General features: G+C 68.6%; 23 protein-coding genes and 1 tRNA gene. 18 read left to right on the top strand and 6 right to left on the bottom strand.

Going from position 1 to position 26,018, the window contains the following annotated elements:
- Positions 1-27: 27 nt before the first annotated feature.
- The gene (locus tag ROP_RS03605) at positions 28-207 is read left to right on the top strand and encodes a tautomerase family protein (protein ID WP_012687992.1); all 180 of its coding nucleotides are present in this window, start codon (positions 28-30) and stop codon (positions 205-207) included.
- A 57-nt stretch (positions 208-264) separates the two neighbouring features.
- On the opposite strand, the gene ROP_RS03600 is transcribed toward ROP_RS03605, so the two are convergent.
- Positions 265-774: a MarR family winged helix-turn-helix transcriptional regulator gene (locus ROP_RS03600; RefSeq protein ID WP_012687991.1), complete on the bottom strand. Its 510-nt coding sequence runs from the start codon at positions 772-774 to the stop codon at positions 265-267.
- Positions 775-973: 199 nt separating this feature from the next.
- Here ROP_RS03600 and ROP_RS03595 point away from each other — a divergent pair, with 199 nt between their 5' ends.
- Entirely contained in the window at positions 974-1,753 is a 780-nt protein-coding gene (locus ROP_RS03595) for a dioxygenase family protein (RefSeq protein ID WP_012687990.1), read from the top strand.
- Here ROP_RS03595 and ROP_RS03590 read toward each other — a convergent pair.
- Positions 1,741-2,205, bottom strand: a complete 465-nt coding sequence (locus ROP_RS03590; RefSeq protein WP_012687989.1) for a peroxiredoxin — start codon at positions 2,203-2,205, stop codon at positions 1,741-1,743. The genes ROP_RS03595 and ROP_RS03590 overlap by 13 nt on opposite strands.
- Before the next feature lie 59 nt (positions 2,206-2,264).
- Between ROP_RS03590 and ROP_RS03585 the strand changes: the two genes are divergently transcribed.
- The 13 genes from ROP_RS03585 to ROP_RS03525 all read left to right on the top strand — a co-directional run bounded on the left by ROP_RS03585 (position 2,265) and on the right by ROP_RS03525 (position 20,412).
- Positions 2,265-3,851 carry an anthranilate synthase component I gene (locus ROP_RS03585; RefSeq protein ID WP_043826221.1) on the top strand — a complete coding sequence of 529 codons (1,587 nt, stop codon included), beginning with the start codon at positions 2,265-2,267 and terminating at the stop codon, positions 3,849-3,851.
- Positions 3,848-4,552, top strand: a complete 705-nt coding sequence (locus ROP_RS03580; protein ID WP_012687987.1) for a TIGR02234 family membrane protein — start codon at positions 3,848-3,850, stop codon at positions 4,550-4,552. The genes ROP_RS03585 and ROP_RS03580 overlap by 4 nt, the downstream gene beginning before the upstream one ends.
- 86 nt (positions 4,553-4,638) lie before the next feature.
- Positions 4,639-5,448: an indole-3-glycerol phosphate synthase TrpC gene (gene trpC, locus ROP_RS03575; RefSeq protein ID WP_012687986.1), complete on the top strand. Its 810-nt coding sequence runs from the start codon at positions 4,639-4,641 to the stop codon at positions 5,446-5,448.
- A gap of 62 nt (positions 5,449-5,510) precedes the next feature.
- Complete coding sequence (trpB, locus tag ROP_RS03570; RefSeq protein ID WP_012687985.1) at positions 5,511-6,830, top strand: tryptophan synthase subunit beta; 1,320 nt, start codon at positions 5,511-5,513, stop codon at positions 6,828-6,830.
- Entirely contained in the window at positions 6,827-7,630 is an 804-nt protein-coding gene (trpA, locus tag ROP_RS03565; protein ID WP_012687984.1) for a tryptophan synthase subunit alpha, read from the top strand. The genes trpB and trpA overlap by 4 nt, the downstream gene beginning before the upstream one ends.
- Positions 7,627-8,658 (top strand): prolipoprotein diacylglyceryl transferase, encoded by a 1,032-nt coding sequence (lgt, locus tag ROP_RS03560; RefSeq protein WP_012687983.1) that lies wholly within the window; start codon positions 7,627-7,629, stop codon positions 8,656-8,658. Before trpA ends, lgt begins: the two co-directional genes overlap by 4 nt.
- The gene (locus ROP_RS03555) at positions 8,651-9,490 is read left to right on the top strand and encodes an NINE protein (protein WP_012687982.1); all 840 of its coding nucleotides are present in this window, start codon (positions 8,651-8,653) and stop codon (positions 9,488-9,490) included. The genes lgt and ROP_RS03555 overlap by 8 nt, the downstream gene beginning before the upstream one ends.
- A gap of 274 nt (positions 9,491-9,764) precedes the next feature.
- Positions 9,765-14,348, top strand: coding sequence for a glutamate synthase large subunit (gene gltB / locus ROP_RS03550; protein WP_012687981.1), 4,584 nt, complete (start codon positions 9,765-9,767; stop codon positions 14,346-14,348).
- Positions 14,341-15,843 carry a glutamate synthase subunit beta gene (locus ROP_RS03545; RefSeq protein WP_012687980.1) on the top strand — a complete coding sequence of 501 codons (1,503 nt, stop codon included), beginning with the start codon at positions 14,341-14,343 and terminating at the stop codon, positions 15,841-15,843. Before gltB ends, ROP_RS03545 begins: the two co-directional genes overlap by 8 nt.
- A gap of 36 nt (positions 15,844-15,879) precedes the next feature.
- The gene (gene pyk / locus ROP_RS03540) at positions 15,880-17,298 is read left to right on the top strand and encodes a pyruvate kinase (protein WP_012687979.1); all 1,419 of its coding nucleotides are present in this window, start codon (positions 15,880-15,882) and stop codon (positions 17,296-17,298) included.
- Entirely contained in the window at positions 17,299-18,177 is an 879-nt protein-coding gene (locus ROP_RS03535) for an acyl-CoA thioesterase (RefSeq protein WP_012687978.1), read from the top strand.
- 104 nt (positions 18,178-18,281) lie between these two features.
- Positions 18,282-18,530, top strand: a complete 249-nt coding sequence (locus tag ROP_RS03530) for a hypothetical protein (RefSeq protein WP_043824167.1) — start codon at positions 18,282-18,284, stop codon at positions 18,528-18,530.
- Positions 18,531-18,624: 94 nt separating this feature from the next.
- The gene (locus ROP_RS03525) at positions 18,625-20,412 is read left to right on the top strand and encodes an ABC transporter ATP-binding protein/permease (RefSeq protein WP_012687976.1); all 1,788 of its coding nucleotides are present in this window, start codon (positions 18,625-18,627) and stop codon (positions 20,410-20,412) included.
- Here ROP_RS03525 and ROP_RS03520 read toward each other — a convergent pair.
- The 3 genes from ROP_RS03520 to ROP_RS03510 form a co-directional block, all read right to left on the bottom strand.
- Positions 20,339-21,436, bottom strand: a complete 1,098-nt coding sequence (locus ROP_RS03520; protein WP_012687975.1) for a DUF4185 domain-containing protein — start codon at positions 21,434-21,436, stop codon at positions 20,339-20,341. The genes ROP_RS03525 and ROP_RS03520 overlap by 74 nt on opposite strands.
- A gap of 18 nt (positions 21,437-21,454) precedes the next feature.
- Positions 21,455-21,958, bottom strand: coding sequence for an SRPBCC family protein (locus tag ROP_RS03515; protein ID WP_012687974.1), 504 nt, complete (start codon positions 21,956-21,958; stop codon positions 21,455-21,457).
- Between the two features lie 105 nt (positions 21,959-22,063).
- Positions 22,064-22,939, bottom strand: a complete 876-nt coding sequence (locus tag ROP_RS03510) for a sigma-70 family RNA polymerase sigma factor (RefSeq protein WP_012687973.1) — start codon at positions 22,937-22,939, stop codon at positions 22,064-22,066.
- A 114-nt stretch (positions 22,940-23,053) separates the two neighbouring features.
- Between ROP_RS03510 and ROP_RS03505 the strand changes: the two genes are divergently transcribed.
- Positions 23,054-23,506 carry a carboxymuconolactone decarboxylase family protein gene (locus ROP_RS03505; protein ID WP_012687972.1) on the top strand — a complete coding sequence of 151 codons (453 nt, stop codon included), beginning with the start codon at positions 23,054-23,056 and terminating at the stop codon, positions 23,504-23,506.
- Positions 23,507-23,589: 83 nt separating this feature from the next.
- On the opposite strand, the gene ROP_RS03500 is transcribed toward ROP_RS03505, so the two are convergent.
- A tRNA-Leu gene (locus ROP_RS03500) sits at positions 23,590-23,663 on the bottom strand.
- A gap of 100 nt (positions 23,664-23,763) precedes the next feature.
- Between ROP_RS03500 and ROP_RS03495 the strand changes: the two genes are divergently transcribed.
- Positions 23,764-24,393: an ANTAR domain-containing response regulator gene (locus ROP_RS03495; RefSeq protein WP_012687971.1), complete on the top strand. Its 630-nt coding sequence runs from the start codon at positions 23,764-23,766 to the stop codon at positions 24,391-24,393.
- 287 nt (positions 24,394-24,680) lie between these two features.
- A complete protein-coding gene (locus ROP_RS03490; RefSeq protein WP_012687970.1) occupies positions 24,681-26,003 on the top strand; it encodes an ABC transporter substrate-binding protein in 1,323 nt (440 codons plus the stop codon).
- Positions 26,004-26,018 lie beyond the last annotated feature (15 nt).

Below are 26,018 nucleotides of genomic sequence, written 5' to 3'. Positions count from 1 at the left end.
GCAGGACTCTCGGGCAGAATGTCCGCCATGCCACTCATTCAGATCAGTCAGACGCCGGGACTTTCGGCGGAGCAGAAGCGCGCCACGATCGAGGCGGTCACGAAGGCCTACGCCGATGCGACGGGTAAGGATCCCGCGGCGGTGTGGGTGACGATCACCGAGGTGCCGCGCGACAGCTGGGGTGTCGGCGGGACGCCGCTGGGGTGAAACTGTCGGGACGCCGCTGGGGTGAAACTGTCTTGACGCGCCTGGGGGGGAGGAGGGTCAGGCCCGGCCGGTTCCCGAGGCGATGCTCTTGTCGAGTTGGGTGAGCATGGCGCTGGACAGTTCGGACAGTTGACGGACCTGGTCGGCGGAGAGTCCGTCGAAGATCAGTGAGCGGACGGATTCGACGTGCGGCGGCGCGGCCTCGACGACCTTGGCCATGCCTTCGTCGGTGAGGACGGCGTCGGAGCCGCGGCTGCCGCGGATGCTTTCGCGGCGCACCCAGCCGGCCTTCTCCATTTTGGTGACGACGTGGGACAGCCGCGACAGTGATGCGTTGGCGCGCTGGGCGAGCAGGGACAGCTGCAGGCGCCGGTTCGCTTCGCCGGAGAGCGAGGCGAGGACGAAGTATTCGAAGTGGGTGAGTGCGGAGTCGCGCTGCAGCTGGGTGTCGAGTGCGGCGGGGAGCCGGGTGACCAGGGCGATGAGGGTGAGCCAGGCCTCCTGCTGCTCTGCGTCGAGCCATCGGGTGTCGGACTGGTCCGACTTGCCCTCGTCGTTACCACTCATCGGTGGTGTCCTCCGTCCGTACGTCGATCCGCTGTGCGGCGTGTCCACCATAGTTAGCACGTCGCGGGGCCGATTCGTGCCCAGGGAATAGTTGCCGCGCCCGCATGTTGACTCCTATACTAACTTGAAGGTTCAACATAGACGTCGGTGACGGGTTCGCTTCGCCGTCGATGCCGGACCTCGATCCGAAGGAGTCGCGATGACCAACGCCATGCCCGCCCTGTTCCTCAGCCACGGTGCGCCGCCGCTGGTGGACAGTGACCTGTGGGTGTCGCAGCTGGCGAAGTGGGCGGGCGACCTGCCACGGCCCACGGCCATTCTCATGGTGTCGGCGCACTGGGAATCGGCGCCGCTCACGATCGGATCCACCACCACCGGCACGCCCCTCGTCTACGACTTCGGGGGCTTCCCCGAGCGGTTCTACCGGACGACGTACGAGTCGCCCGGCGCCCCCGAGCTCGCCGCGCAGGTCGTGTCCTTGATGCCGGACGACGAGACGGTGTCGCACCAGCCGCACCGCGGGCTCGACCACGGCGCCTACGTGCCGTTGACGGTCATGTATCCCGACGCCGACATCCCGGTCCTCCAGATCTCGCTGCCGACCCTCGACCCGCAACGGCTGCTGCACCTCGGTGAGCGGCTGCGCCCCCTGCGCGAGCAGGGCGTGCTGATCGTCGGTTCCGGGTTCACCACCCACGGACTGCCGTTTCTGCGCGACCCCTCACCCGACGCGACGGCGCCGGGCTGGTCCTCCGAGTTCGACGCCTGGGCGGACGAGCGTCTCGCCGCGGGCGACGTGGACTCGCTGATCGATTTCCGCTCGCTCGCGCCGGGGATGCCGTACGCACACCCCACGATCGAGCACTTCGCGCCCCTCTTCGTCACGCTCGGCGCGTCGAGCGACCCCGAGCAGATTCCCCGGCAGGTGATCGACGGCTTCTGGATGGGACTGGCCAAGCGGTCGATTCAGGTGGCCTGACGCGTCCGGAGGAAGGCCAGCGCCTGATCGCCGTGCGTGTTCGCGCGGAACTCGCTCGAGATGACCTCGAGCACGGTGCGATCGGTGTCGATGACGAAGGTCGACCGCTTGACGGGGGCGAGTTTGCCGAGCAGTCCGCGCCGGACACCGAACTTCTCCGCGACGGCCCCGTCGGTGTCCGACAGCAGCGGGTAGTCGAACGACTGTGCCTGCGCGAACGACGCCTGCTTCGCCACCGCATCGGTGCTGATCCCGGCGCGCGACGCTCCCACCGCGGAGAATTCGATCCCGAGGTCCCGGAAATGGCAGGCCTCGGCGGTGCAGACCGGCGTCGACGCCGCGGGGTAGAAGAACAGCACCAGGGGGCCGTCCTCGAGAAGGCTCGACAGCGATCGTGCGATGCCGTCCTGATCGGGCAGGGTGAATTCCGGTGCGAGCTGACCTGGCTTCATGGGTGCCGAGGCTACCCGCGCACGCAGACAGTACGAGTGCGCCTGGGATGATGGTCGGCATGCACGGCGAGCCCACCACGATTCCCGCACCCGAGTCCGCCGCCACCCCGGCCGACGGCGGGTCCGACTCGACCACCACACGTGAGCAGTTCCACGCTCTCGCCGCCGAACACCGGGTCGTCCCGGTGACGCGCAAGGTGCTGGCAGACGCGGAAACACCGCTGTCCGCGTACACCAAGCTGGCGGCGAACCGGCCCGGCACCTTCCTGCTCGAGTCGGCGGAGAACGGCCGATCGTGGTCGCGATGGTCGTTCATCGGCGCGGGCAGCCCCGCCGCGCTGACCGTCGTCGACGGTGAAGCCGCCTGGTACGGCAACGTTCCCGCGGGCGCACCGTCCGGCGGCGATCCGATCGCCGCCCTCGGCCAGACCCTCGAACTTCTGCGCAGCGAGCGGCTTCCCGACCTCCCGCCGCTGACCGGCGGCATGGTCGGCTTCCTCGGATACGACGCGGTACGGCGCATCGAGCGCATCGGCGAGCACGCCACCGACGACCTGCAGATCCCCGAGATGGTGATGCTGCTGGCGACGGATCTCGCGGCCGTCGACCACCACGAGGGCGCCATCACCCTGATCGCCAACGCCGTCAACTGGGACGGCACGGACGAACGCGTCGACGAGGCCTACGACTCCGCGGTGGAGCGGCTGGACCGGATGACGCGCGCCCTGTCGGCCCCGGCGTCGTCGACCGTGTCCACGTTCGCGAAACCCGCCCCCGACTACCGCCGTCAGCGCACCACCGAAGGGTTCGGCGCCGACGTGCAGAAACTCGTCGGCGACATCGAGGCGGGCGAGGCCTTCCAGGTGGTGCTGTCGCAGCGTTTCGAGATCGACTGCACCGCCGACCCGATCGACGTCTACCGGATGCTGCGGGCCTCCAACCCCAGCCCGTACATGTACCTCCTCAACGTGCCGGACGGCGACGGCGAGACCGCGTTCTCGATCGTCGGCTCGAGCCCGGAGGCTCTGGTGACCGTGTCGGAGGGCGTCGCCACCACGCACCCGATCGCGGGCACCCGGTGGCGCGGGCACACCGAGGAGGAGGACATCCTGCTCGAGAAGGATCTGCTCGCCGACGAGAAGGAGAACGCGGAGCACCTGATGCTCGTGGATCTGGGCCGCAACGACCTCGGGCGCGTCTGCGAACCGGGCACGGTGAAGGTCCACGACTACCGCCACATCGAGCGGTACAGCCACGTGATGCATCTCGTCTCCACCGTCACCGGTCACCTCGCGGACGGCAAGCAGGCCCTCGACGCCGTCACCGCCTGCTTCCCGGCGGGCACCCTGTCGGGCGCGCCGAAGGTCCGGGCGATGCAGTTGATCGAGGAACTCGAACCCACCCGCCGGGGCATCTACGGCGGCATCATCGGGTACCTCGACTTCGCGGGCGACGCCGACACGGCGATCGCGATCCGCACCGCGCTGATCAAGGACGGCATCGGGTACGTCCAGGCAGGCGCGGGCGTCGTCGCCGACTCGAACCCCGAGTACGAGGACACCGAGGCGCGGAACAAGGCGATGGCGGTGCTCAGCGCGATCGCGGCGGCGCACACGCTGAAGACCCTGGGAGGCGGCACGCAGTGAGCGACGCGTCGGAGCCGGCCCGGGAACCCGCGCGGGCGGGGCGTCGCCGGTCGATGTTCGCGGTGCTGCTCCTCGCGGTCGCCGCAGTGTGCCTGTGGGGTGCCTCGCGGATGACGTGGGTGGAGGTCACCTCCTCCGACGGGCTGGGCGAGGAACGCACGTCCGTGCTCGTGGGCGGCACCTGGGCCGCGGCGCTCACGCCGCTGGCGCTGACCCTGGTCGCCGCGATCGCGGCGTCGTTCGCCGTGAAGGGCTGGGCCCTGCGCGTACTGGGTGTGCTCGTCGCGGTGGTGGCCGTCGCGGCCGCGGTCCCGGCGGTCGGACTGCTCGTCTCCGGCGCATCCGACGACGAGGCGGCGCGGCTGGCCGAGTTGCCGGGCAGGGCGGAGGTCCAGTCGGTGTCCGTGCACGCCGCACCCGCCGTTCTCGTGCTGGTGGGCGCCCTGGCGGCGCTCGCCGCCGCGGTGGAGCTGGTCCGCAGGCCGCGGGTGCGGGCGGGGCTGTCCTCCAAGTACGACAGCCCCGGTGCAAGGCGGGACGCGGCGAAGAAGACCGGTGCCGATTCGGCGGGCGAGCCCGTCACCCAGCGCATGCTCTGGGACGCCCTGGACGCGGGGGAGGACCCCACGGTGGACGACAAGAAAGCCGAACCTGTCGACCAAGTTGACGGTTCGGACGAAGACCCGGGTACCCGGACGTAAACACAATCAGAGTGCCATCTAGGCTGGCTTCACCCCTGATGATGTTCCTCACATCGGGTTTCTGCCCAGAAAGGACTCGGGCCACGATGACTGTTCTCGACTCGATTCTCGACGGGGTGCGCGCCGACGTCGCCGCCCGCGAAGCCGTCCTCGACTTCGCCGCAGTCAAGGCTGCTGCCGCCGCGGCGCCGCCGGCCCTCGATGCCGCGGCCGCCCTGCTCGAGCCGGGCATCGGAGTCATCGCCGAGGTCAAGCGCGCCAGCCCCTCGAAGGGTGCGCTCGCCGACATCGCCGATCCCGCCGAACTGGCCGCCGCCTACCAGGCCGGTGGCGCCCGCGTGATCAGCGTGCTCACCGAGGAACGCCGGTTCCAGGGGTCCCTCGCGGACCTCGACGCCGTCCGCCGCGCGGTGAGCATCCCGATCCTCCGCAAGGACTTCATCGTCGGGCCGTACCAGATCCACGAGGCCCGCGCGCACGGCGCCGACATGGTGCTGCTCATCGTCGCCGCCCTCGAGCAGGACGCGCTCGCGTCGCTGATCGACCGGACGGAGTCGCTGGGCATGACGGCCCTCGTCGAGGTCCACACCGAGGAAGAAGCGAACCGGGCGATCGAAGCGGGCGCCAAGGTCATCGGTGTCAATGCGCGCAACCTCAAGACGCTCGAGGTCGACAAGAACACGTTCGGCGAGATCGCTCCCGGACTGCCCACCGAGATCATCAAGATCGCGGAGTCCGGGGTGCGCGGCACGGCCGACCTGCTGGCGTACGCCGGTGCGGGAGCCGACGCGGTACTGGTCGGCGAAGGCCTCGTCACCAGCGGTGATCCGCGCAAGGCGGTGGCCGATCTGGTCAACGCCGGCGCGCACCCGTCCTGCCCCAAGCCGTCGCGCTGAGGCCACTCCGGCGGACCTGACCCCGACGGCGGCGGAACCCGGCCTCGAGGCAGACTGGACCTGTGACTTCACGTAATCAGGAAACCGTCTTCAAGGGTGGCAATCTGCCGACTGCCAGCGCCGGAATCGCCGAGCGCACGACGCACGACCCCGATGCCGGAGGACACTTCGGCGTGTACGGCGGACGGCACGTGCCGGAGGCCCTGATGGCGGTGATCGAGGAGGTCACCGCCGAGTACGAGAAGGCGCGCGGAGACGAGTCGTTCCTGAACGAACTCGACCGCCTCCAGCGCGACTACACCGGCCGTCCGTCCCCGATCTTCGAGGCGACGCGGATGAGCGAGTTCGCCGGTGGGGCGCGGCTGATCCTCAAGCGCGAAGACCTCAACCACACCGGCTCGCACAAGATCAACAACGTGCTCGGGCAGGTGCTGCTCGCCAAGCGCATGGGCAAGACGCGCATCATCGCGGAAACCGGTGCCGGCCAGCACGGTGTGGCCACCGCCACAGCCTGCGCGCTCCTCGGCCTGGAATGCATCATCTACATGGGCGCCGTCGACACCGAGCGGCAGGCACTGAACGTCGCCCGCATGCGGCTGCTCGGATCGGCGGTGGTGTCGGTCGAGTCGGGGTCGCGGACCCTGAAGGACGCGATCAACGAGGCGCTCCGCGACTGGGTCACCAACGCCCACAACACCTACTACTGCTTCGGCACCGCCGCCGGACCGCACCCGTTCCCGACCATCGTCCGCGACTTCCAGCGCGTCGTCGGTCTGGAGACGCGTGTGCAGGTGCAGGCGGCGACGGGCCGGCTGCCCGACGCCGTGACGGCGTGCGTCGGCGGCGGTTCCAACGCCATCGGCATCTTCCACGCCTTCCTCGACGACCCGTCCGTGCGGCTGGTCGGCTACGAGGCCGCCGGTGACGGCGTCGAAACCGGAAGGCACGCCGCCACGTTCGCGGGAGGCACCCCGGGCGCGTTCCAGGGCGCATACTCGTACCTGCTGCAGGACGAGGACGGCCAGACCATCGAGTCGCACTCGATCTCCGCGGGCCTCGACTACCCCGGGGTCGGCCCGGAACACGCGCTCCTCAAGGACATCGGCCGCGCCACCTACGAACCGGTCACCGACTCGGAGGCCATGGATGCGCTCCGACTGCTGTCCGAGCGCGAGGGCATCATCCCGGCCATCGAGTCCGCCCACGCCGTCGCCGGCGCACTGCGCCTGGGCCGCGAACTGGGCGAGGGCGCGATCATCGTCGTCAGCCTGTCCGGGCGCGGCGACAAGGACATGGACACGGCAGCCAAATGGTTCGGACTGTTCGATCCGGACGACTCGACCGAGACCACCACGACCGACAAGGAAGGTTCGGCCAAGTGAGCGAACGACTCTCGCGCCTCGCCCCGACGTTCGCGCAGTGCCGCGAGGAGAAGCGTGCCGCGCTCGTCGGGTACCTCCCGGCCGGGTTCCCCACCGTGCCGGAATCCATCGACGTGTTCAAGGCGATGGTCGAATCCGGTTGCGACATCGTCGAGGTCGGCATCGCGTATTCCGACCCGGTGATGGACGGACCCACCATTCAGGCGGCGGCCGAGACGGCGCTGCAGAACGGTGTCCGGGTGCGCGACGTGTTCACGGTCGTCGAGGCGATCGCCTCCGTCGGTGGGAAGGCCGTCGTGATGACGTACTGGAACCCCGTTCTGCAGTACGGCGTCGACAAGTTCGCCCGCGATCTGGCGAGCGCAGGCGGCCTCGGGCTGATCACCCCCAACCTCATCCCCGAGGAAGCCGGCGAGTGGATCGCCGCGTCGAAGGAACACGACCTCGACCGGATCTTCCTCGTCGCGCCGTCGTCGACCGAGGAGCGTCTCGCGATCACCCTCGACGCCAGCAGCGGGTTCGTCTACGCCGCGTCCACGATGGGCGTCACCGGCGCCCGTGACGCCGTGTCGTCGATGGCGCCCGAACTGACGGCCCGCATCCGCGCCCATTCGGACATTCCGGTGGGTGTCGGACTGGGTGTCCGCTCCGGCGCGCAGGCCGCCGAGATCGCCGCCTACGCCGACGCGGTCATCGTCGGATCCGCGTTGGTCACCGCGGCGGAGAGCGGTCTGGACGCGGTGCGTTCGCTGACGGAGGAACTCGCCGAGGGCGTTCGCTCGGCTACCGTGGCGTCGTGACTTCCACTGTGGACGTACTGGCTTACATTCCGAGTCCGCCCCAAGGCGTCTGGTATGTCGGACCGGTGGCCCTGCGCGCGTACGCGCTGTTCATCATCATCGGGATCGTCGTCGCGATCGTGTGGGGTGACCGCCGCTGGGTCGCCCGCGGCGGCGAGAAGGGCACCGTCCTCGACATCGCGATCTGGGCGGTGCCGTTCGGCCTGATCGGCGGCCGCCTCTACCACGTGATGACCGACTGGCCGACGTACTTCGGGGAGGGCGGCGATCCCGTCGACGCCCTGAAGGTGTGGCAGGGCGGCCTCGGCATCTGGGGCGCCGTGGCGCTCGGCGGTGTCGGCGCCTGGATCGGTTGCCGGCGCCGCGGCATCCCGCTGCCCGCGCTGGGCGATGCAGTCGCGCCGGCCATCCTGCTCGCGCAGGCGATCGGACGGCTCGGAAACTACTTCAACCAGGAACTCTACGGTCGCGAGACCGACGTTCCGTGGGGGCTCGAGATCTTCGAGCGCCGCAACGACCTCGGCCAGGTGTCTCCGCAGCTGATCGACGGGGTGTCCACCGGCGAGGTCGCGTTCGTCGTGCATCCGACGTTCCTGTACGAGGCGCTGTGGAACGTGCTGATCGTGATCCTGCTCGTGTGGGTCGATCGCCGATTCCGGATCGGGCACGGCCGCCTGTTCGCCCTGTACGTCGCCGGGTACTGCGCCGGGCGCTTCTGGATCGAACTGATGCGCAGCGACCACGCGAGCCTCATCGCCGGTGTCCGCGTGAACTCGTTCACCTCCGCTCTGGTGTTCGTCGCGGCCGCGGTGTATTTCTTCGCCGCCACCAAGGGGCGCGAGGATCCGGCGGATCTGCGGCCTGCCGGCGGCGAGCCGGTCGCGGACGCCTCGCGGGCGGAGCTGGTCTCCGACGACCCCGCGCCGGCGGAGCCGGTACCGGACGGCAAGGCCGCGAGTACTGCGAGTGCCGGCGGCGACGCGGGCACGAAGACCATCGACAGCAAGAAGGATGACGCGAATGACTGAACCGGGGAAAGCATCCGACGAGTCCGGCACGGGTGCATCCGACGACGCACCCAAGGTCGATCTGGGAAAGAGCAGCGACGGCACGGAGAACAGCAGCGACTCGAGCCTGCCGCCCGAGTTCGGCTCGCCCTTCGACTACGACGCCACCGCCGAGGCCTCGCTGTCGCAGCCTCCCGCCACGTCCGACGCGACGCCGTCACCGGGTGCGTCCGGAACGGGACCGGGCTGGGACACGTATTCGGGTGTCGGCAACGGCCCGGGCTGGGGGTCGACGCCCACCTACCCGCCGCCGGGCGGAACCGAGCCGACGGCCCCGTTCCCGAACGTGGGCGAGTCGACGTCGCCGACCGCGCCGTACTCCGGATACGACAAGCCCCAGCAGCCGGACGGTCCGACCTACGGCGCACCGGATCCCGCTTACGGCGCGCAGTACGGGGCGGCTCCGCAACCACCGCAGGACTACCAGCAGCCCGGATACCAGCAGCCGGCGTACGGACAGCAGCAGGGTTATCCCCAGCAGGGGTTCCCGCCGCCCGGGTACGCCCCCGGCTACAACGCGTACGCCGATCCGTCGGCGCCGTTCGGCAGGCACCCGCTGACGGGTGAGCCGTACTCCGACAAGTCCAAGCTGACCGCCGGTCTGCTGCAGATCTTCCTCGGCGCGTTCGGCGTCGGGCGGTTCTACCTGAACCAGCCCGGCATCGCCGTGGCGCAGATCGCCGTCACGTGGCTCACCTGTGGGATCGGCGGCATCTGGCCGCTGGTCGACGGCATCATGATGCTGACGGGGAGCGTGAAGGACCAGTACGGACGGCCGTTGCGGGATCAGTGACGATCCCCGGAGAACGTGTGGCCCGTGTTGCTGATGCGACACGGGCCACCGTCCGTTCCGGGGCCGATTCGGCATATCTTGCCGGGTATCGGTCCTGGTAAGCTGAGCGCGCCGGATGTATGTCCGGTAACAACCTTCACGGGCCGATGCTGTCCCGGTAGACCCCCGAAAAGCAGTTAGCGCCCGTCGTGGCGACCCCGCTAGCGGAGGCCGCCGACAGCACGTGCGGAGCGCACACACTGGTGGTCTTCCCGGCCGATGTGGAGGTATATCGGTGCTGTTCTCTCAGTTGCCCGGTCCTCAGGGCTTGTACGACCCGGACCAGGAAGTCGATTCCTGCGGTGTCGCCATGGTCGCGGACCTGCACGGCCGCCACTCCCATGCCATCGTCGCCGACGGGCTCCTCGCTCTCGAGAATCTCGAGCACCGGGGGGCGGCGGGATCAGAACCGAACAGCGGCGACGGCGCCGGCATCCTGCTCCAGCTCCCCACCGAATTCTTCGGGGCTCTCGCCCCGTTCGACCTTCCCGCGCCGCTGGACGACGGCAGCAGCACGTACGCGGCGGGCATCTGCTTCCTTCCGCAGGACCCGCAGGCGCGGGCGGCCGCGCAGCGACGCGTGTCCGACCTCGCGGACGAGGAGGGACTCCAGATCCTCGGCTGGCGTCCGGTGCCCGTCGATCCGGACGGCGCGGACGTCGGCTCGACGGCGCGCGCCTGCGCACCGCACATGAGCCAGTTGTTCGTCGCCGCACCCGCCGTGGGCGGGATCCGGCCCGGCGGGCTCGCCCTCGACCGCCTCGTCTACCCACTGCGCAAGCGGGCCGAACAGGTCACCCCGGACATCGAGTCGGAGGGCAGTGGCGTCTACTTCCCGTCGCTGTCGAGCCGGACGATCGTCTACAAGGGAATGCTCACCACGTCCCAGTTGGCGCGGTACTTCCCGGACCTGCGCGACCGGCGGATGGCGAGTGCGATCGCGATCGTGCACAGCCGGTTCTCGACCAACACGTTCCCGTCCTGGCCGCTCGCACACCCGTTCCGGTTCGTCGCGCACAACGGGGAGATCAACACGGTCCGCGGCAACCGCAACCGCATGCGGGCCCGCGAGGCGCTGCTGTCGAGTGCGGTGATCCCGGGCGACCTGAGCAGGTTGTACCCGATCTGTACTCCCGACGCGTCGGATTCGGCGTCATTCGACGAGGTCCTCGAACTGCTGCACCTCGCAGGCCGCAGCGTGCCGCACGTGGTGATGATGATGGTGCCGGAGGCGTGGGAGAACGACGCGTCGATGTGCCCGGACCGGCGGGCGTTCTACCAGTTCCACGCGTCGCTGATGGAGGCGTGGGACGGTCCCGCGTGTGTGACGTTCACCGACGGGACCGTGGTCGGCGCCGTGCTGGACCGCAACGGCCTGCGCCCGGGACGCTGGTGGCAGACCGTCGACGGGCGGGTGGTCCTCGCGAGCGAGAGCGGGGTCCTCGACGTCCCACAGGCGGAGGTCGTGGCCAAGGGCCGCCTCGAGCCGGGACAGATGTTCCTGGTGGACACGTCCGAGGGCCGCATCGTGCCGGACGAGGAGATCAAGATGCGGCTCGCGGCGGAGCGGCCGTACGCCGAGTGGCTGTACGCCGGGCTGCTCGAACTGAAGACGTTGCCGGACCGGCCGCACGCGCAGCACAACCACGAGTCGGTGGTGCGGCGGCAGGTGGCGTTCGGGTACACCGAGGAGGATCTGCGCATCCTGCTGGCCCCGATGGCCACGTCCGGCGGCGAGCCACTTGGTTCGATGGGGACGGACACGCCGATCGCTGTCATGTCGCAGCGGTCGCGGCTGCTCTACGACTATTTCGTCGAACTGTTCGCGCAGGTCACGAACCCGCCGCTCGACGCGATCCGCGAAGAGGTCGTGACGTCGCTGTCGCGGGTCATGGGCCCGGAGCAGAATCTGCTCGAGCCGACCGCGGCGTCGTGCAGGCAGATCGTGCTGCCGTGGCCGGTGCTCGACAACGAAGAGCTGAACAAGATCATCCACGTGAACGCGGACGGCAACCATCCCGGGCTGGCCGCGGCGGTGCTGCGCGCGCTGTACGACGTCGAGCGCGGCGGTGCGGGGATGGCCGAGGCGATCGAGGAGTTGCGGGCGCAGGCGAGCGCCGCGATCGCGGACGGCTACCGGACGCTGGTGATCTCGGACCGCGATTCCGACCACACGCGGGCGCCGATCCCGTCTCTGCTCGCGGTGGCCGCGGTGCACCATCACCTGGTGCGGACGAAGGAGCGCACCAAGGTGGCGCTGGTCGTCGAATCCGGGGACGCCCGCGAGGTCCACCACCTGGCGTTGCTCATCGGGTACGGCGCTGCCGCCGTCAACCCCTACCTCGCGATGGAGTCGATCGAAGACCTCGTGTCGGAGGGCGAGCTCACCGGAGTCGAGCACACGATCGCCGTCCGGAACTACCTCACCGCGCTCGGCAAGGGCGTGCTCAAGGTGATGTCGAAGATGGGCATCTCCACCGTCGGCTCGTACACCGCGGCGCAGGTGTTCGAGGCGATCGGCCTGGACCGCGACCTCGTCCACGAGTACTTCACGGGCACGGTCAGCAAACTGGGCGGCGCGGGTCTCGACGAGATCGCCCGCGAGGTCACCGTCCGACACCGGCAGGCGTACCCGGACAATCCGGCCGAGTTCGCCCACCGGCGGCTCGAGGACGGCGGCGAGTACCAGTTCCGCCGCGACGGCGAACTGCACCTGTTCACCCCGGAGACGGTGTTCCTGCTGCAGCACGCCACCCGCACCGGTCAGCACGAGGTGTTCGCCAAGTACAGCGAGGAGGTGAACCGGCTCGCCGAGGCCGGTGGCGCCCTGCGCGGACTGTTCACGTTCCGCGAGGGTGTGCGGCCGCCCGTGCCGCTGGACGAGGTGGAACCGGCCGAGCGGATCGTCACCCGGTTCAACACGGGTGCGATGAGCTACGGCTCCATCTCCGCCGAGGCCCACGAGACGATGGCCGTCGCGATGAACAATCTCGGCGGACGCTCCAACTCCGGAGAAGGCGGCGAGAACGTCGACCGGCTCTACGATCCGTCACGGCGCAGCGCCGTCAAACAGGTGGCGAGCGGGCGGTTCGGTGTCACCAGCGACTACCTGATCAACGCCAGCGACATCCAGATCAAGATGGCGCAGGGCGCCAAGCCCGGCGAGGGCGGGCAGCTGCCGGCCTACAAGGTGTACCCGTGGGTCGCGGAGACCCGGCACTCGACGCCGGGGGTCGGGCTGATCTCGCCGCCCCCGCACCACGACATCTACTCGATCGAGGATCTCGCCCAGCTGATCCACGACCTGAAGAACGCCAACGACCGGGCCCGGGTCCACGTGAAGCTGGTCAGCTCGGTGGGGGTGGGAACCGTCGCCGCCGGCGTCAGCAAGGCGCACGCCGACGTGGTCCTCATCTCCGGCAACGACGGCGGAACCGGCGCCACCCCGCTGACGTCGATGAAGCATGCCGGGGCGCCGTGGGAGATCGGGCTGGCCGACGCCCAGCAGACGCTCGTGCTCAACGGTCTCCGCGACCGCATCACCATCCAGTGCGACGGCGGGATGCGCACCGGACGGGACGTCGTGGTCGCGGCGCTGCTGGGTGCGGAGGAATTCGGGTTCTCCACGGCCCCGCTGATCGTGGCGGGCTGCATCATGATGCGGGTGTGCCACCTCGACACCTGCCCGGTCGGTGTCGCCACCCAGAACCCGGAGCTGCGCAAGCGGTACACCGGCAAGCCGGAGTTCGTGGAGGAGTTCTTCCGGTTCGTCGCCGAGGACGTGCGCCGGTATCTCGCGGAACTCGGGTTCCGCAGCATCGACGAGGCCGTGGGTCACGCCGACGTTCTCGAGACCGCGCAGGGGATCGCCCACTGGAAGAACCGCGGACTCGATCTCACCCCGATCTTCGCCGTGCCCGCCGGGCCGGACGGGGAGCCGTTGCCGCAGCGGCGCCGGGACCGCGACCAGGACCACGGACTGGACCGGGCACTGGACCGCACGCTGATCCAGCTGGCGGAGGGCGCCCTCGAGGATGCCCACGCCGTGGAGATCGAGATGCCGGTGCGCAACGTCAACCGGACCGTCGGCACGCTGCTCGGCGCGGAGGTCACCCGCCGCTACGGCGCCGCCGGGCTGCCGGACGACACGATCCGGCTCACGTTCACCGGTTCGGCGGGGCAGTCGCTGGGCGCGTTCCTGCCGCCGGGCATCACCGTCGACCTGACCGGGGACGCCAACGACTACGTCGGCAAGGGGTTGTCGGGTGGGCGGATCGTGGTCCGTCCCGCCGACGACGTCCTGTTCGTCCCGGAGACGCAGGTGATCGCGGGGAACACCCTGCTCTACGGCGCCACCTCGGGGGAGGTCTACCTCCGCGGACGCGTCGGGGAACGCTTCTCGGTGCGCAATTCCGGTGCGTCGGCCGTCGTGGAGGGTGTCGGCGACCACGCCTGCGAATACATGACGGGCGGGCGGGTCGTGATCCTCGGACCGACCGGACGGAACCTGGCGGCCGGCATGTCCGGTGGCATCGCGTACGTCCTCGACCTGGACCCGGACGACGTGAACCCGGCGATGGTGAAGCTGATGCAACCCGACCCGGACGATCTGGACTGGTTGTGCGGCGCCGTCACCCGGCACCACCGGTGGACCGGCTCCGCGGTGGCGGCGTCGGTGCTCGCCGACTGGCCCCGGCGGTCCGCGCTGTTCACCAAGGTGATGCCGGTGGACTACCAGCGGGTGCTGGACGCGACCCGGATGGCGAAGGCGGAGGGACTGGACGTCGACACTGCGATCATGGAGGCGGCACGTGGCTGATCCCCAGGGCTTTCTGCACATCGTGAAGAAGGAGGCGCCCAAGCGTCCGATCGCGGAGCGGATACACGACTGGAACGAGGTGTACGCGCCGCAGAGTTCCGCGGAGCGGGCCGCCGAGGTGTCCGAGCAGGCCGCGCGGTGCATGGACTGCGGAATCCCGTTCTGCCACTCGGGAAGTGCGGGCTGCCCGCTGGGCAATCTGATCCCGGAGTGGAACGATCTCGTGCGGCGCGGCCGCTGGTCGGCGGCCAGTGAGCGGCTGCACGCCACCAACAACTTCCCGGAGTTCACGGGCCGGGTGTGCCCGGCGCCGTGCGAGTCGGCGTGTGTGCTCTCACTCGCCGACACGCACACGACGGGCAGCGTCACGATCAAGCGGATCGAGCAGGCGATCGCGGACGTCGCGTGGGACTCGGGCACGGTGGTACCCAAGCCGCCGATGATCGCCACGGGCCGCAAGGTCGCGGTGGTCGGGTCCGGGCCTGCCGGCCTGGCCGCGGCTCAGCAGCTGACCCGGGCAGGGCACGACGTCACCGTCTACGAGCGCGACGACCGGCTCGGGGGACTGCTGCGGTACGGCATCCCGGAATTCAAGATGGAGAAAGCGATCCTCGATCAGCGCCTGATGCAGATGCGTGCCGAGGGAACCCACTTCGTCACCGACTGCGAGGTCGGCGTCGACCTCACCGTGGAGCAGATGCGCGAGAACTTCGACGCGGTGGTGCTCGCGATCGGCGCGCTGCGGGCCCGCGACAACACCACCGTCGAGGGCCGCGAGCTGAACGGGATCCACCTCGCGATGGAACACCTCGTCACCTCCAACAAGGAATGTGAGGGCGACGGTCCCGCGACGATCACCGCCAAGGGCAAGCACGTCGTCATCATCGGCGGCGGCGACACCGGCGCCGACTGCCTCGGGACGGCGCACCGCCAGGGCGCGCTGTCGGTGACCCAACTGGACTACAACCCGGAGTTGCCGACGGAGCGGGACGAGGCCGCGACGCCGTGGCCCGCGTGGCCGATGGTGCTGCGCACGTCGCCCGCGCACGCCGAGGGCGGTGTCCGCCGGTACCAGGTCGCGGTGCAGCGGTTCCTCGGCGACGCGAACGGGAATGTCCGGTCCATGGTGCTCGCCGAGGTCGAGGTCGCCCGCGAGGACGGCAAACGCATCATCACGCCGGTCGGCGAGGAGATCGAATTACCATGCGAGCTGGCGCTTTTCGCGATCGGGTTCGAGGGCGTCGATCTCGGTCCGCTGCTCGACGACTACGGGTTGTCGCCGACCCGTCGCGGGGCGCTCTCCTGCGGGCCGGACTGGCAGACCACCGCACCCGGGGTCTTCGTGTGCGGGGACGCGCACCGCGGCGCGTCGCTCGTGGTGTGGGCGATCGCGGAGGGCCGGTCGGCCGCGCACGCCGTCGACGTGTACCTGACCGGGGCGTCGGACCTCCCGTCGCCGGTGCATCCGACGGCGCTTCCGCTGGCAGTCGTCTAAATGGAGAAGGGCGCGCGGGACGACTAGGCTCGAGCCGTGAACCGACGCACGAAGATCGTATGCACACTTGGACCTGCTACCGCCACCGGTGACCGTATTCGCGAGCTCGTCGAGAGCGGTATGGATGTGGCGCGGCTGAATTTCAGCCACGGCGAGCACGCCGATCACGAGGAGAACTACAAACGTGTGAGGGCGGCCTCGGACGCGACGGGTAAGGCGGTCGGTGTCCTGGCCGACCTGCAGGGGCCGAAGATCCGGTTGGGCCGGTTCGCGGAGGGGCGCACCACGTGGGCGAACGGTGAGGAGGTGCGGATCACCGTCGAGGAGTGTGAGGGCACCCACGACCGGGTCTCGACCACGTACAAGCAGCTGGCCGAGGACGCCAAGCCGGGGGACCGGTTGCTGGTGGACGACGGCAAGGTCGGTCTGGTGGTCTCCGGGGTGGAGGGCAATGACGTGATCTGCCGGGTCACCGAGGGCGGCCCGGTGTCGAACAACAAGGGTGTGTCGCTGCCGGGGATGAATGTGTCGGTTCCGGCGCTGTCGGAGAAGGACATCGCGGATCTGGAGTTCGCGCTCGGGTTGGGTGTCGATTTCATCGCGTTGTCGTTCGTGCGGTCGCCGGCGGATGTGGAGTTGGTGCATGCGGTGATGGACCGGGTGGGTCGGCGGATTCCGGTGATCGCGAAGTTGGAGAAGCCGGAGGCGATCGACAATCTCGAGGCGATCGTGCTGGCGTTCGATGCGGTGATGGTGGCGCGGGGTGATCTGGGTGTGGAGTTGCCGCTCGAGCAGGTGCCGTTGGTGCAGAAGCGGGCGATTCAGATTGCGCGGGAGAACGCGAAGCCGGTGATCGTGGCGACGCAGATGCTGGAGTCGATGATCGAGAACTCGCGGCCGACCCGGGCGGAGGCCTCGGATGTGGCGAACGCGGTCCTCGACGGGGCGGATGCGGTGATGCTGTCCGGGGAGACGTCGGTGGGTAAGTACGTGATGGAGACGGTGCGCACGATGGCGCGGATCGTGGAGGCGGTGGAGAACGAGTCCACGCAGGTGCCGCCGCTGACGCATGTGCCGCGGACCAAGCGGGGGGTGATCTCGTACGCGGCCCGCGACATCGGGGAGCGCCTGGATGCGAAGGCGTTGGTGGCGTTCACGCAGTCGGGGGACACGGTGCGCCGGTTGGCGCGGTTGCATACGCCGTTGCCGTTGCTGGCGTTCACGCCGTTGCCGGAGGTGCGCAGCCAGTTGTCGTTGACGTGGGGGACGGAGACGTTCATCGTCGACCCGGTCGACAGCACGGATGCGATGGTGCGGCAGGTCGACAACGCGCTGCTCGGGTTGGGCCGGTACCAGAAGGGTGAACTCGTGGTGATCGTGGCGGGGTCGCCGCCGGGCACCGTAGGCTCGACCAACCTGATCCACGTCCACAGAATCGGCGAAGAGGACCACTAGGTGAGCGAAGTCGCGGCGAAGACCGATCTCCAGACCCTGCTCGAACTTCTCGATCTCGAGAAGACCGGCGAGGACACATACCGAGGTCGGCATCCCGCGCAGGTGGGTAGCCGGACGTTCGGCGGCCAGTTGATCTCCCAGGCACTGGTCGCCGCCGGCCGCACCGTCAGCGGCGAACGCGCCGTGCACGCCGTCAACGCCCACTTCATCCGCGGCGGCGACGTCAAGGAACCCATCGAATACCGCGTCGAGCGGCACCGCGACGGCCGGGCGTTCGCGAATCGCCAGGTCACCGCGCTGCAGAACGGTCAGGAACTGTTCGTCATGCTGGCGGCGTTCCAGGACTGGGGCAAGGGTCTCGAGCATGCGGTCGAGGTACCCGACGTCCCGTTCCCGGACACGCTGCCGCCGCTCGGCGACCACTTCCAGGGTTACGAAGACCGGTTGAAGATGTTCGTCGACGCGCTCAAGCCGATCGACATGCGGTACGCGAACGACCCGTCGTGGATCATGAAGGGCACCGGGGAGAAACTCACCCACAACCGGGTCTGGATGAAATCGGACGGCGACCTTCCGGACGACCCGCTCATCCACGTGGCCGTCATGGGCTACTCGTCGGACACCACGGTCCTGGACTCCATCATCACCACCCACGGTCTGTCGTGGGGACTGGACCGGATCGTCGCGGCCACCGTGAACCATTCCATCTGGTTCCACCGGCCGTTCCGCTTCGACGACTGGACGTTGTACGCCACCGAATCGCCGGTCGCGGCAGGATCCCGCGGTCTCGCGACGGGGCGATTCTTCTCCCTCGAGGGGGAGTTGCTGGCCACCGTGGTCCAGGAGGGGCTCATCCGGCACTTCCCGCCGCGGCAATAGCGCGCTGACATTCCGTTGCCACCGAACGGCTTTGAATGGTAGTTCAACTGGTGGCCGCGGCGTATGGTCGGTCTGGAATCTCCGAGACGGAACGGACGTGCACCATGAGCGCAGACGAACCCGAGCAGAAGAAGACCGGCCGGCCGGCCGAGAGCGAAGTTCCCGTGCCCGACGACGAGGCGCTCGCCGAAGCCAGGAAGAAGGTGGAGGAGATCGACGCCCGCTACGAGCCCGGTGCCCGCGAGACGGTCGTCCTGCCCGGCTCCGACGGCACGGTGTCGGGGACCGCCTTCGACGATTACGTCGACGACGACGGCAACCTGAAAGAGCCTGAACCGGAGAAGGGCTCGTAGACACTGCGCGGATCTCTCGCCCATCACCGACGTCCGGGGTTAGACTTCGCCATCTTTTCTGGTGAGTTTCACCTCGTGATCGGGGATATGGGTCGTGGACTGGAACAACGTCGTATGGGACAGCTCGATGTGGCTGCTCAAGGCCTACGTCATGACTGTCGTAGCGTTCGTCGTCGTGGTGATACTGCTCGCGCGTTTCACCAAATGGGGTAGGCAGTTCTGGCGCTTCGCCGCGCCGTACTTCAATCCGCGGCGCAGCCTCAAGCCGTTGACCATCCTGGCGGTGCTGCTGCTCTCGACGGTCTTCGCGGTGCGCATGACGGTGCTGTTCTCCTACTGGTACAACGACTTCTACGATTCGATCCAGAACCTGGACGAGTCGGCGTTCTGGCACTTCCTCCGCGTGTTCGCCATCCTGGCGACGGTCCACGTGGTGCGGGCCCTCGTCGAATACCTGATCGGGCAGACCCTCGACATCGACTGGCGGACCTGGCTCAACCACCATCTCGTCGACGATTGGCTCGACAGCCGCGCCTACTACCGCGACCGGTTCCTCGGCGACGCGATCGACAACCCGGATCAGCGCATCCAGGCCGACATCACCAACTTCGTGACCACGTCCCGCTCGCTGTCGATGGGCGCGGTGACCGCGGTGCTGTCGATCGTGTCGTTCACCGGAATCCTGTGGGACCTGTCCGGACCGATGACGGTGTTCGGCGTCGAGATCTCCCGGGCGATGATCTTCCTCGTCTACATCTACGTGCTGGTGACCACGGTGGTGGCGTTCTGGATCGGCAAGCCCCTCATCAAGCTGAACTTCCTCAACGAGAAACTCGGCGCCAACTTCCGTTACGCGCTGATCCGGGTGCGGGAGTACGGCGAGAGCATCGCGTTCTACCGCGGCGAGAACGTCGAGCGCCGCACCCTCGCCCGGCGGTTCGCGGACGTCATCCGGAACATGTGGCAGATCGTCTTCCGGACGTTGAAGTTCAGCGGCTGGAACCTCACCGTCAACCAGACGGCCGTGATCTTCCCGTTCCTCGTGCAGGGTCCGCGACTGTTCACCGGCCAGGTATCCCTCGGCGACGTGATGCAGACGTCGCAGGCCTTCGGTCAGGTCCACGATTCGCTGTCCTTCTTCCGTGAGTCGTATGCCGACTTCGCCAGCTTTCGCGCGACCCTCATCCGACTCAACGGTCTGGCCAACGACAACCAGCACGCCGCGGAACTTCCGGTCCTGAAGACCGGCAAGTCGGGCGACGATCTGCAGGTCGAGAAGCTGGACGTGCGCATCCCGACGGGGGAGACCCTCATCGAGGGCCTCGCGCTCACCGTGACCCCCGGGCAGTCGCTGCTGGTCAAGGGGCCGTCCGGCTCGGGCAAGACCACGTTGCTCCGGACCCTCGCGGACCTGTGGCCGTACGCCGACGGCACAGTGTCGCGGCCCTCGGGGGAGGCCATCTTCCTGTCCCAGCGGCCGTATCTGCCGCTGGGGTCGCTGCGCACCGCACTGGCCTACCCGAAGGAGCCGACGGCGTCCGACGACGTCGTGCGTGGTGCGCTGTCGAGGGTGTCGCTCGGCAACCTGGGCGATCGGCTCGACGAGACCGCCGATTGGACGCGGATCCTGTCACCGGGCGAGCAGCAGCGTCTCGCGTTCGCGCGGGTGCTGATCGCCCGTCCCGCAGTGATCTTCCTCGACGAGGCCACGTCGGCGATCGACGAGGGCCTCGAGCACACGCTCTACACCCTGCTCCGGACCGAACTCCCCGACAGCATCGTGGTGAGCGTGGGGCACCGCAGCACCCTCAACCAATTCCATTCCCGCGGTGTGGAACTCGAAGGGGAAGGGCGGTGGTCGGAGTCGGAGCTCGTGGGGTGACGGGCGGGTCCAGCGGGGTGGTGAACTGCAGCACGCGGTAGGGATCCCCGGTGGTCGTGTTCCATTGCGACACAAGCAGATGCAGTTCGTCCCGCGTGGACGCCGGGTGGATGTAGCCGCCGTAGATCTGCGCCCACGTGCCGTCCGCGGCTCCCCAGCCGCCGCCGGCGACCTGCACCGTCGGTTCCGACCACGGTCCGTCGATGCGGCGCGCCGTGCGGGTGACAATCGCGTACGCCGTGGGGTCGAAGTAGGCCAGGACCCAGGTGCCGTCGATCTGCCGCAGGCACATCTCCCCGACGGGGCCCGGCAGGATCGGGGTCGCGGGCTGTCCCCAGGCCCAGCCCGTGCCGCGGTCCCAGCCCCAGTCTTCGTAGGCCCCGGGTTCGAGGATGCGCGCCTCGGGGACCCGGCGCAGGATCATCCCGCCCGGATTGATGCGGTCGAATGCGCTGGAGACGACGTAGACGTAGCCGTCGTGCCGTTCCATGGTCCACAGTTGGTCGAGCGACCCGCCGTGGTTGTCCCAGCGTGCGCGGGTCCGGTGCCAGTGCTCGCCGCCGTCGTCGGACCAGGCGAGATACGTGAAGTTCGTCGGCCATGCCTGTGCCGCCCACGAGTGCACGCTGACGACGGACAGATAGGTCCGGTCGCCGATCGTGACGGCGTCCGCGGGAACGACGGTGAACTCGGTGCCCGCCGATTCCCGGTCGGGTGATTCGCGGACGTCGTGCGCGTTCGGGAGGATCTCCCTCGCCGTCCGGCCACCTGCCGCGGAGTCGAATTCGATGCCGCCGCGGAGATCGGTTGTGGTGGAGCGCAACATGACGGGACTGCGCCACCCTGTGCCGCTCCGGCCGCGGGACGTGAACGTGTCACCGAAGAAGAACGCGACCCGGCCGTCGGCCAGGCGCACCGGACAGCCGAGGTCGGTGCCGTGCACACCCCATCGCCGCGTCGCCTCGCCGGTGACCTCCTTGACGAAGGTCGCTGCCGGTGTGGTGGTGCTGTCCGGGATACGCACTCCTCCCAGTCGCTGTGGTCAGGACGTCTTGCGGTACGACGAGGCGAGTTCGTCGGCCCGGTCCCACAGTGACCAGTCGACTTCGCGGCCGTCCAGTTGCGCTTCGACGACCTCGAGCCCCGCGTGCCAGCCGGCGGCGTGTGCGTAGGCGGATTCTTCTTCCTCTACGGTGTGGGTGAGCGTCAGCCAGCAGCCGCCGCTGCCGTCGGGAACGAGTTCCCAGTGCAGCGTCTCGGCGTCCCACAGGTATTCGAGGATGTGCGCGGGATGCACCGAGATGACCGTTCCGGTGGTGGTCTGATCTGCGGGCAGCCCGAATCGGCGCACCTGCTCCGGTGTCACCCGGAAGACGAGGTCGGCCCCCGGGGTGAGGTCGAAGTCGACGTCGGCGGGAAACCAGGCCTTCAGGTACTGCGGGTCGGTGAGAACACGCCACACCTTCTCCGGCGAGTGCGAGAGCGCTTGCTGGAATCGAAGGGCTACCCGCCCGTCGTAGGTGAAAGTGACGGTGCCGAGCTCCATGGGTGACCTCCGTGCTCGAGGGCGTACCTGTCCCACCATGGTACTGGCAGGACCGCGCAGATCCCCAGGATCGGGCACAAAAAACCGCCGCTACCTGCGGGGTCGTCAGGTGTCGCCGGGGGAGATGCGCAGACGCTGCAGACGGACCGGGTCGGCCAGGATGTCGATCCGCACGATCCGCCCGCCCGCGACGGTGAACGCCATGACCGAGAACGTCTTTCCGTCGGGTGCCGTCACGACCCCGGGCGCGCCGTTCACCAGGGCGAGCCGGCCGAACGGAGCGAAGCGGGAGAACGTGAGGGCCTGCTCGCCGACTGCGCGGGCTCCGCGCACCACGTCGGATCCGTCGGCGCCGCGGTCGGCCCGCAGGACGATGTCCGGGTCGAGCAGGGCGAGGAGGTCGTCGAACCTGCCGCCCCGCGAGGCGGTCATGAATGCCTCGACCACCTCACGCTGCCGGTTCGGGTCGGTGTCCGGGGTGGGCCCCGACCCCTGGACTCGCCGCCGCGCCCGGCTCGCGAGTTGCCGGGTCGCGGCGGGCGTGCGGTCGGCGATCGGGGCGATCTCGTCGAAGGACAGCGCGAACATGTCGTGCAGCACGAACGCGAGCCGCTCGGCGGGCGTCAGCGTGTCGAGAACGACCTGCAGCGCGAGACCGACGGAGTCGCCCAGCACCGCCTCGTACTCGGGATCGGTCCCGTCCACCTCGCGCACGATCGGGTCCGGAACGTGGGCTTCCAGGGGATCCTCGCGCCGTGCCTTGCGGGATCGGAGTATGTCGAGGCAGACGCGGCCGACGACCGTCGTCAGCCAGCCGCGAAGGTTCTGCACCTCGGACGTCCCGGTGCGGCTGAGCCGCAGCCAGCCCTCCTGCACGGCGTCCTCCGCTTCGCTGATCGAGCCGAGCATCCGGTAGGCGACAGCCGACAGATGCGTTCGGTTCTCCTCGAAGCGGTGCGCCAGAAATTCGTTGTCGTCCATCTGTCACATTCCCTCGTCGCGGTCCGTCATGACAGTGACGAACGAAAACAGGCCGAGGTGACATCACATCACCCGAATATCCCACCACCCGAATATCCCTGGAGGCAGACAACCATGAAAGCCCGGATGACCAACCCCGCGATGCTCGTTCCCGACGCCATGAAGTCCCTACTCGCGCTGGGGAAGGCCACCGCGAAGGCGAATGTGCCGCCCGTGACCCACGCCCTCGTGCACCTGCGGTCGAGTCAGATCAACGGCTGCAGCGTGTGCGTGGACATGCACGCGCGTGAACTGGAGAAGGAAGGGGAGACCAATCAGCGGATCTTCGCGGTGGCGGCCTGGCGGGAGGCGCCGTTCTTCAGCGACGCCGAACGCGCGGCTCTCGCGCTGGCCGAGGCGATGACCCGGTTGAGCGATCGTCCGGACCCGGTGCCGGACGAGGTGTGGGACGAGGCCGCCCGGCACTACGACGAGGAGCAACTCGCGTCGCTCGTGCTGTCGATCGCCGGCGTGAACCTGTGGAACCGCCTCAACGCCGCCACCCGGCAGGTCGCGGGCCAGTGGTGACACAGGCGCAGTAGGGGAGACGAGACGCGAATCGCAGGTCAGAGAATGCATCTGACCTGCGATTGCGGGGATGATCCCGGCGGTGCCCTCGGTGAGACTCGAACTCACACTGGACGGGTTTTGAATCCGTTTCCTCTGCCAATTGGGATACGAGGGCGTGTTGCGCTGTATCACTGTAGAAGATCGCTGCCGGGAGTCAACCACCGGTACCCTTCTAACGTTCGCTCCCCGCGCCGGGGTCGTCCGAGCAGAGGAGAATGGTGGCCATGAACGCTCCCCAGCAGCAAGGTGTGCCGTCGCAGGCGCGACGGGTCGTGGTGGCCGAGGACGAGGCGCTGATCAGGCTCGATCTGGTCGAGATGCTGCGGGAGGAGGGCTACGACGTGGTCGGTGAGGCGGGGGACGGGCAGGCCGCCGTCGACCTGGCGGTGGAGCTGAAGCCCGACCTGGTGATCATGGACGTGAAGATGCCCCGCCGCGACGGCATCGATGCGGCCTCGGAGATCGCGGCGAAACGTATTGCGCCCGTGGTCATTCTCACAGCGTTCAGTCAGCGCGAGCTGGTGGAGCGGGCTCGCGACGCCGGCGCGATGGCCTATCTCGTCAAGCCGTTCTCCGTGGCCGACCTGGTGCCGGCGGTCGAGTTGGCAGCCAGCCGGTTCAAGGAGGTGACGGCGCTCGAGCGGGAGATCTCAGATCTTTCGGAGCGGCTGGAGACCCGCAAGATCGTCGAGCGGGCCAAGGGCGTGTTGATGGACAAGCAGTCCTTGACCGAGCCCGAGGCGTTCAAGTGGATCCAGCGGGCCGCGATGGACCGCCGGTCGACGATGAAGGCGGTCGCGCAGGTGGTACTCGAGACCCTCGGCGGCGAAGCCCCGTCGAGCTGACGGACGAGTTCGGCGACAGCCGACGCATTTTCGCCGGACGACTTCCCCGGGCGAACGGTACATCCGACGCTTCCGAGGCGCCGAAAGTGCCATTCGCCCGAGTTGTCCCGGCGCCGCCCGACCCTCGTCACGCTACGTCCGCGTAAACACTCGTCGAATTCAGATCACAGTAAGGTCACGAGCCTTTCCGGACGGATCGCGAAAGCCGCCGGACCGCTAGCGTCTGATCCCACAGCGGACGCCGACTCGGGTGGCGCCCGTACACAGGTGATCTAAGGAGAGTTTGGATGGCTAAACGGACCCTCGTGCGGGCGGCCGCGGTTCTCGGCGCGGCATCCCTCGCACTGGCAGGTTGTAGTTCGGACAGTGGCGACGACTCCGCGAGCGGGAGTGACAGCTCTGCCTCGGCCACCACTGTTTCCACCGACTGCACCCCCGAAGAAGCGGCGGCGGCCGGTGCCCCGTCCACGGCGCCGCTGAAGATCGGTACCCTGCTCCCCGACACGGGAAGCCTCTCCTTCCTCGGACCGCCGATGGTCGCGGGCACCCAGCTCGGCGTCAACGACGTCAACGCGGCAGGTGGGGTGCTCGGCCAGCCCGTCCAGCTGATTCCCGGCGACTCGGGCGACACCACCACCGACACGGCGAACACCACCGTGGACCGGGAACTGGCCGCGGGCACGCAGGTGATCATCGGTGCGGCTTCGTCGTCGGTGTCGCTGAAGGTCATCGACAAGGTGTCCAGCGCCGGCGTCGTGATGTTCTCCCCGGCCAACACGTCCGACCAGTTCGTCTGCTACCCGGACAAGGGGCAGTACTTCCGCACCGCCCCCACCGACGTGCTGCAGGCTCAGGCTGTGTCGCAACTCATCTCGGACGACGGCGGTCAGCGCGTGTCCATCCTGGCGCTCAACGACCCGTACGGCACCGGGCTCGCCGACAACATCCAGAAGAACCTCGTCGACGCGGGCATCCCCGAGGACCAGATCCAGAAGATCATCTACGACCCCAACGCGCAGTCGTTCAACTCCGAGGTCGATCAGGTCAAGGACTTCGCCCCGGACGCCGTCGCGGTGGTCGGATTCGAGGAGTCGGCCAAGATCATCACGCGGATGCACGAGGTCGGCATCGGCCCGTCCGACGGCATGAAGGTGTACGGCGTGGACGGCAACATGGGTAACGCGCTCGGCGAGTCGGTGGCCGCACCGCTGCTCGACGGCATGCAGGGCACCACACCGCTCACCGACGTCGGCCCGGCCTTCCAGGATCGCCTCAAGGCCATCAACCCGGGGTTGATCGACTTCAACTATGCCGGTGAGTCCTACGACGCCGTAGTCATTTCCGCGCTCGCGGCGGAAGCGGGGAAGTCGACGGCGGGTCGCGACATCGCCGCGAACATCAACAACGTGACCGAGGGCGGCACGCCGTGCACGTCGTACCAGGAATGCCTGCCGCTCGTGCAGGCCGGTACGGACATCGACTACAACGGCATCACCGGCAAGCTCGACTTCGCCGCCGCCGGCGAGCCGTCCATCGGTTCGTACGGCAAGCTGAAGTTCGGTGCCGACAACAAGCTGACGACGGACGGGTACATCGTCGTCGGCGGGTGATCACACTCGCCTGAA

Source organism: Rhodococcus opacus B4, from assembly GCF_000010805.1.
GTDB lineage: Bacteria > Actinomycetota > Actinomycetes > Mycobacteriales > Mycobacteriaceae > Rhodococcus_F > Rhodococcus_F opacus_C.
The sequence above is the reverse complement of the archived record's forward strand: the minus strand, read 5'-3'. Positions and strand labels throughout refer to the sequence as shown.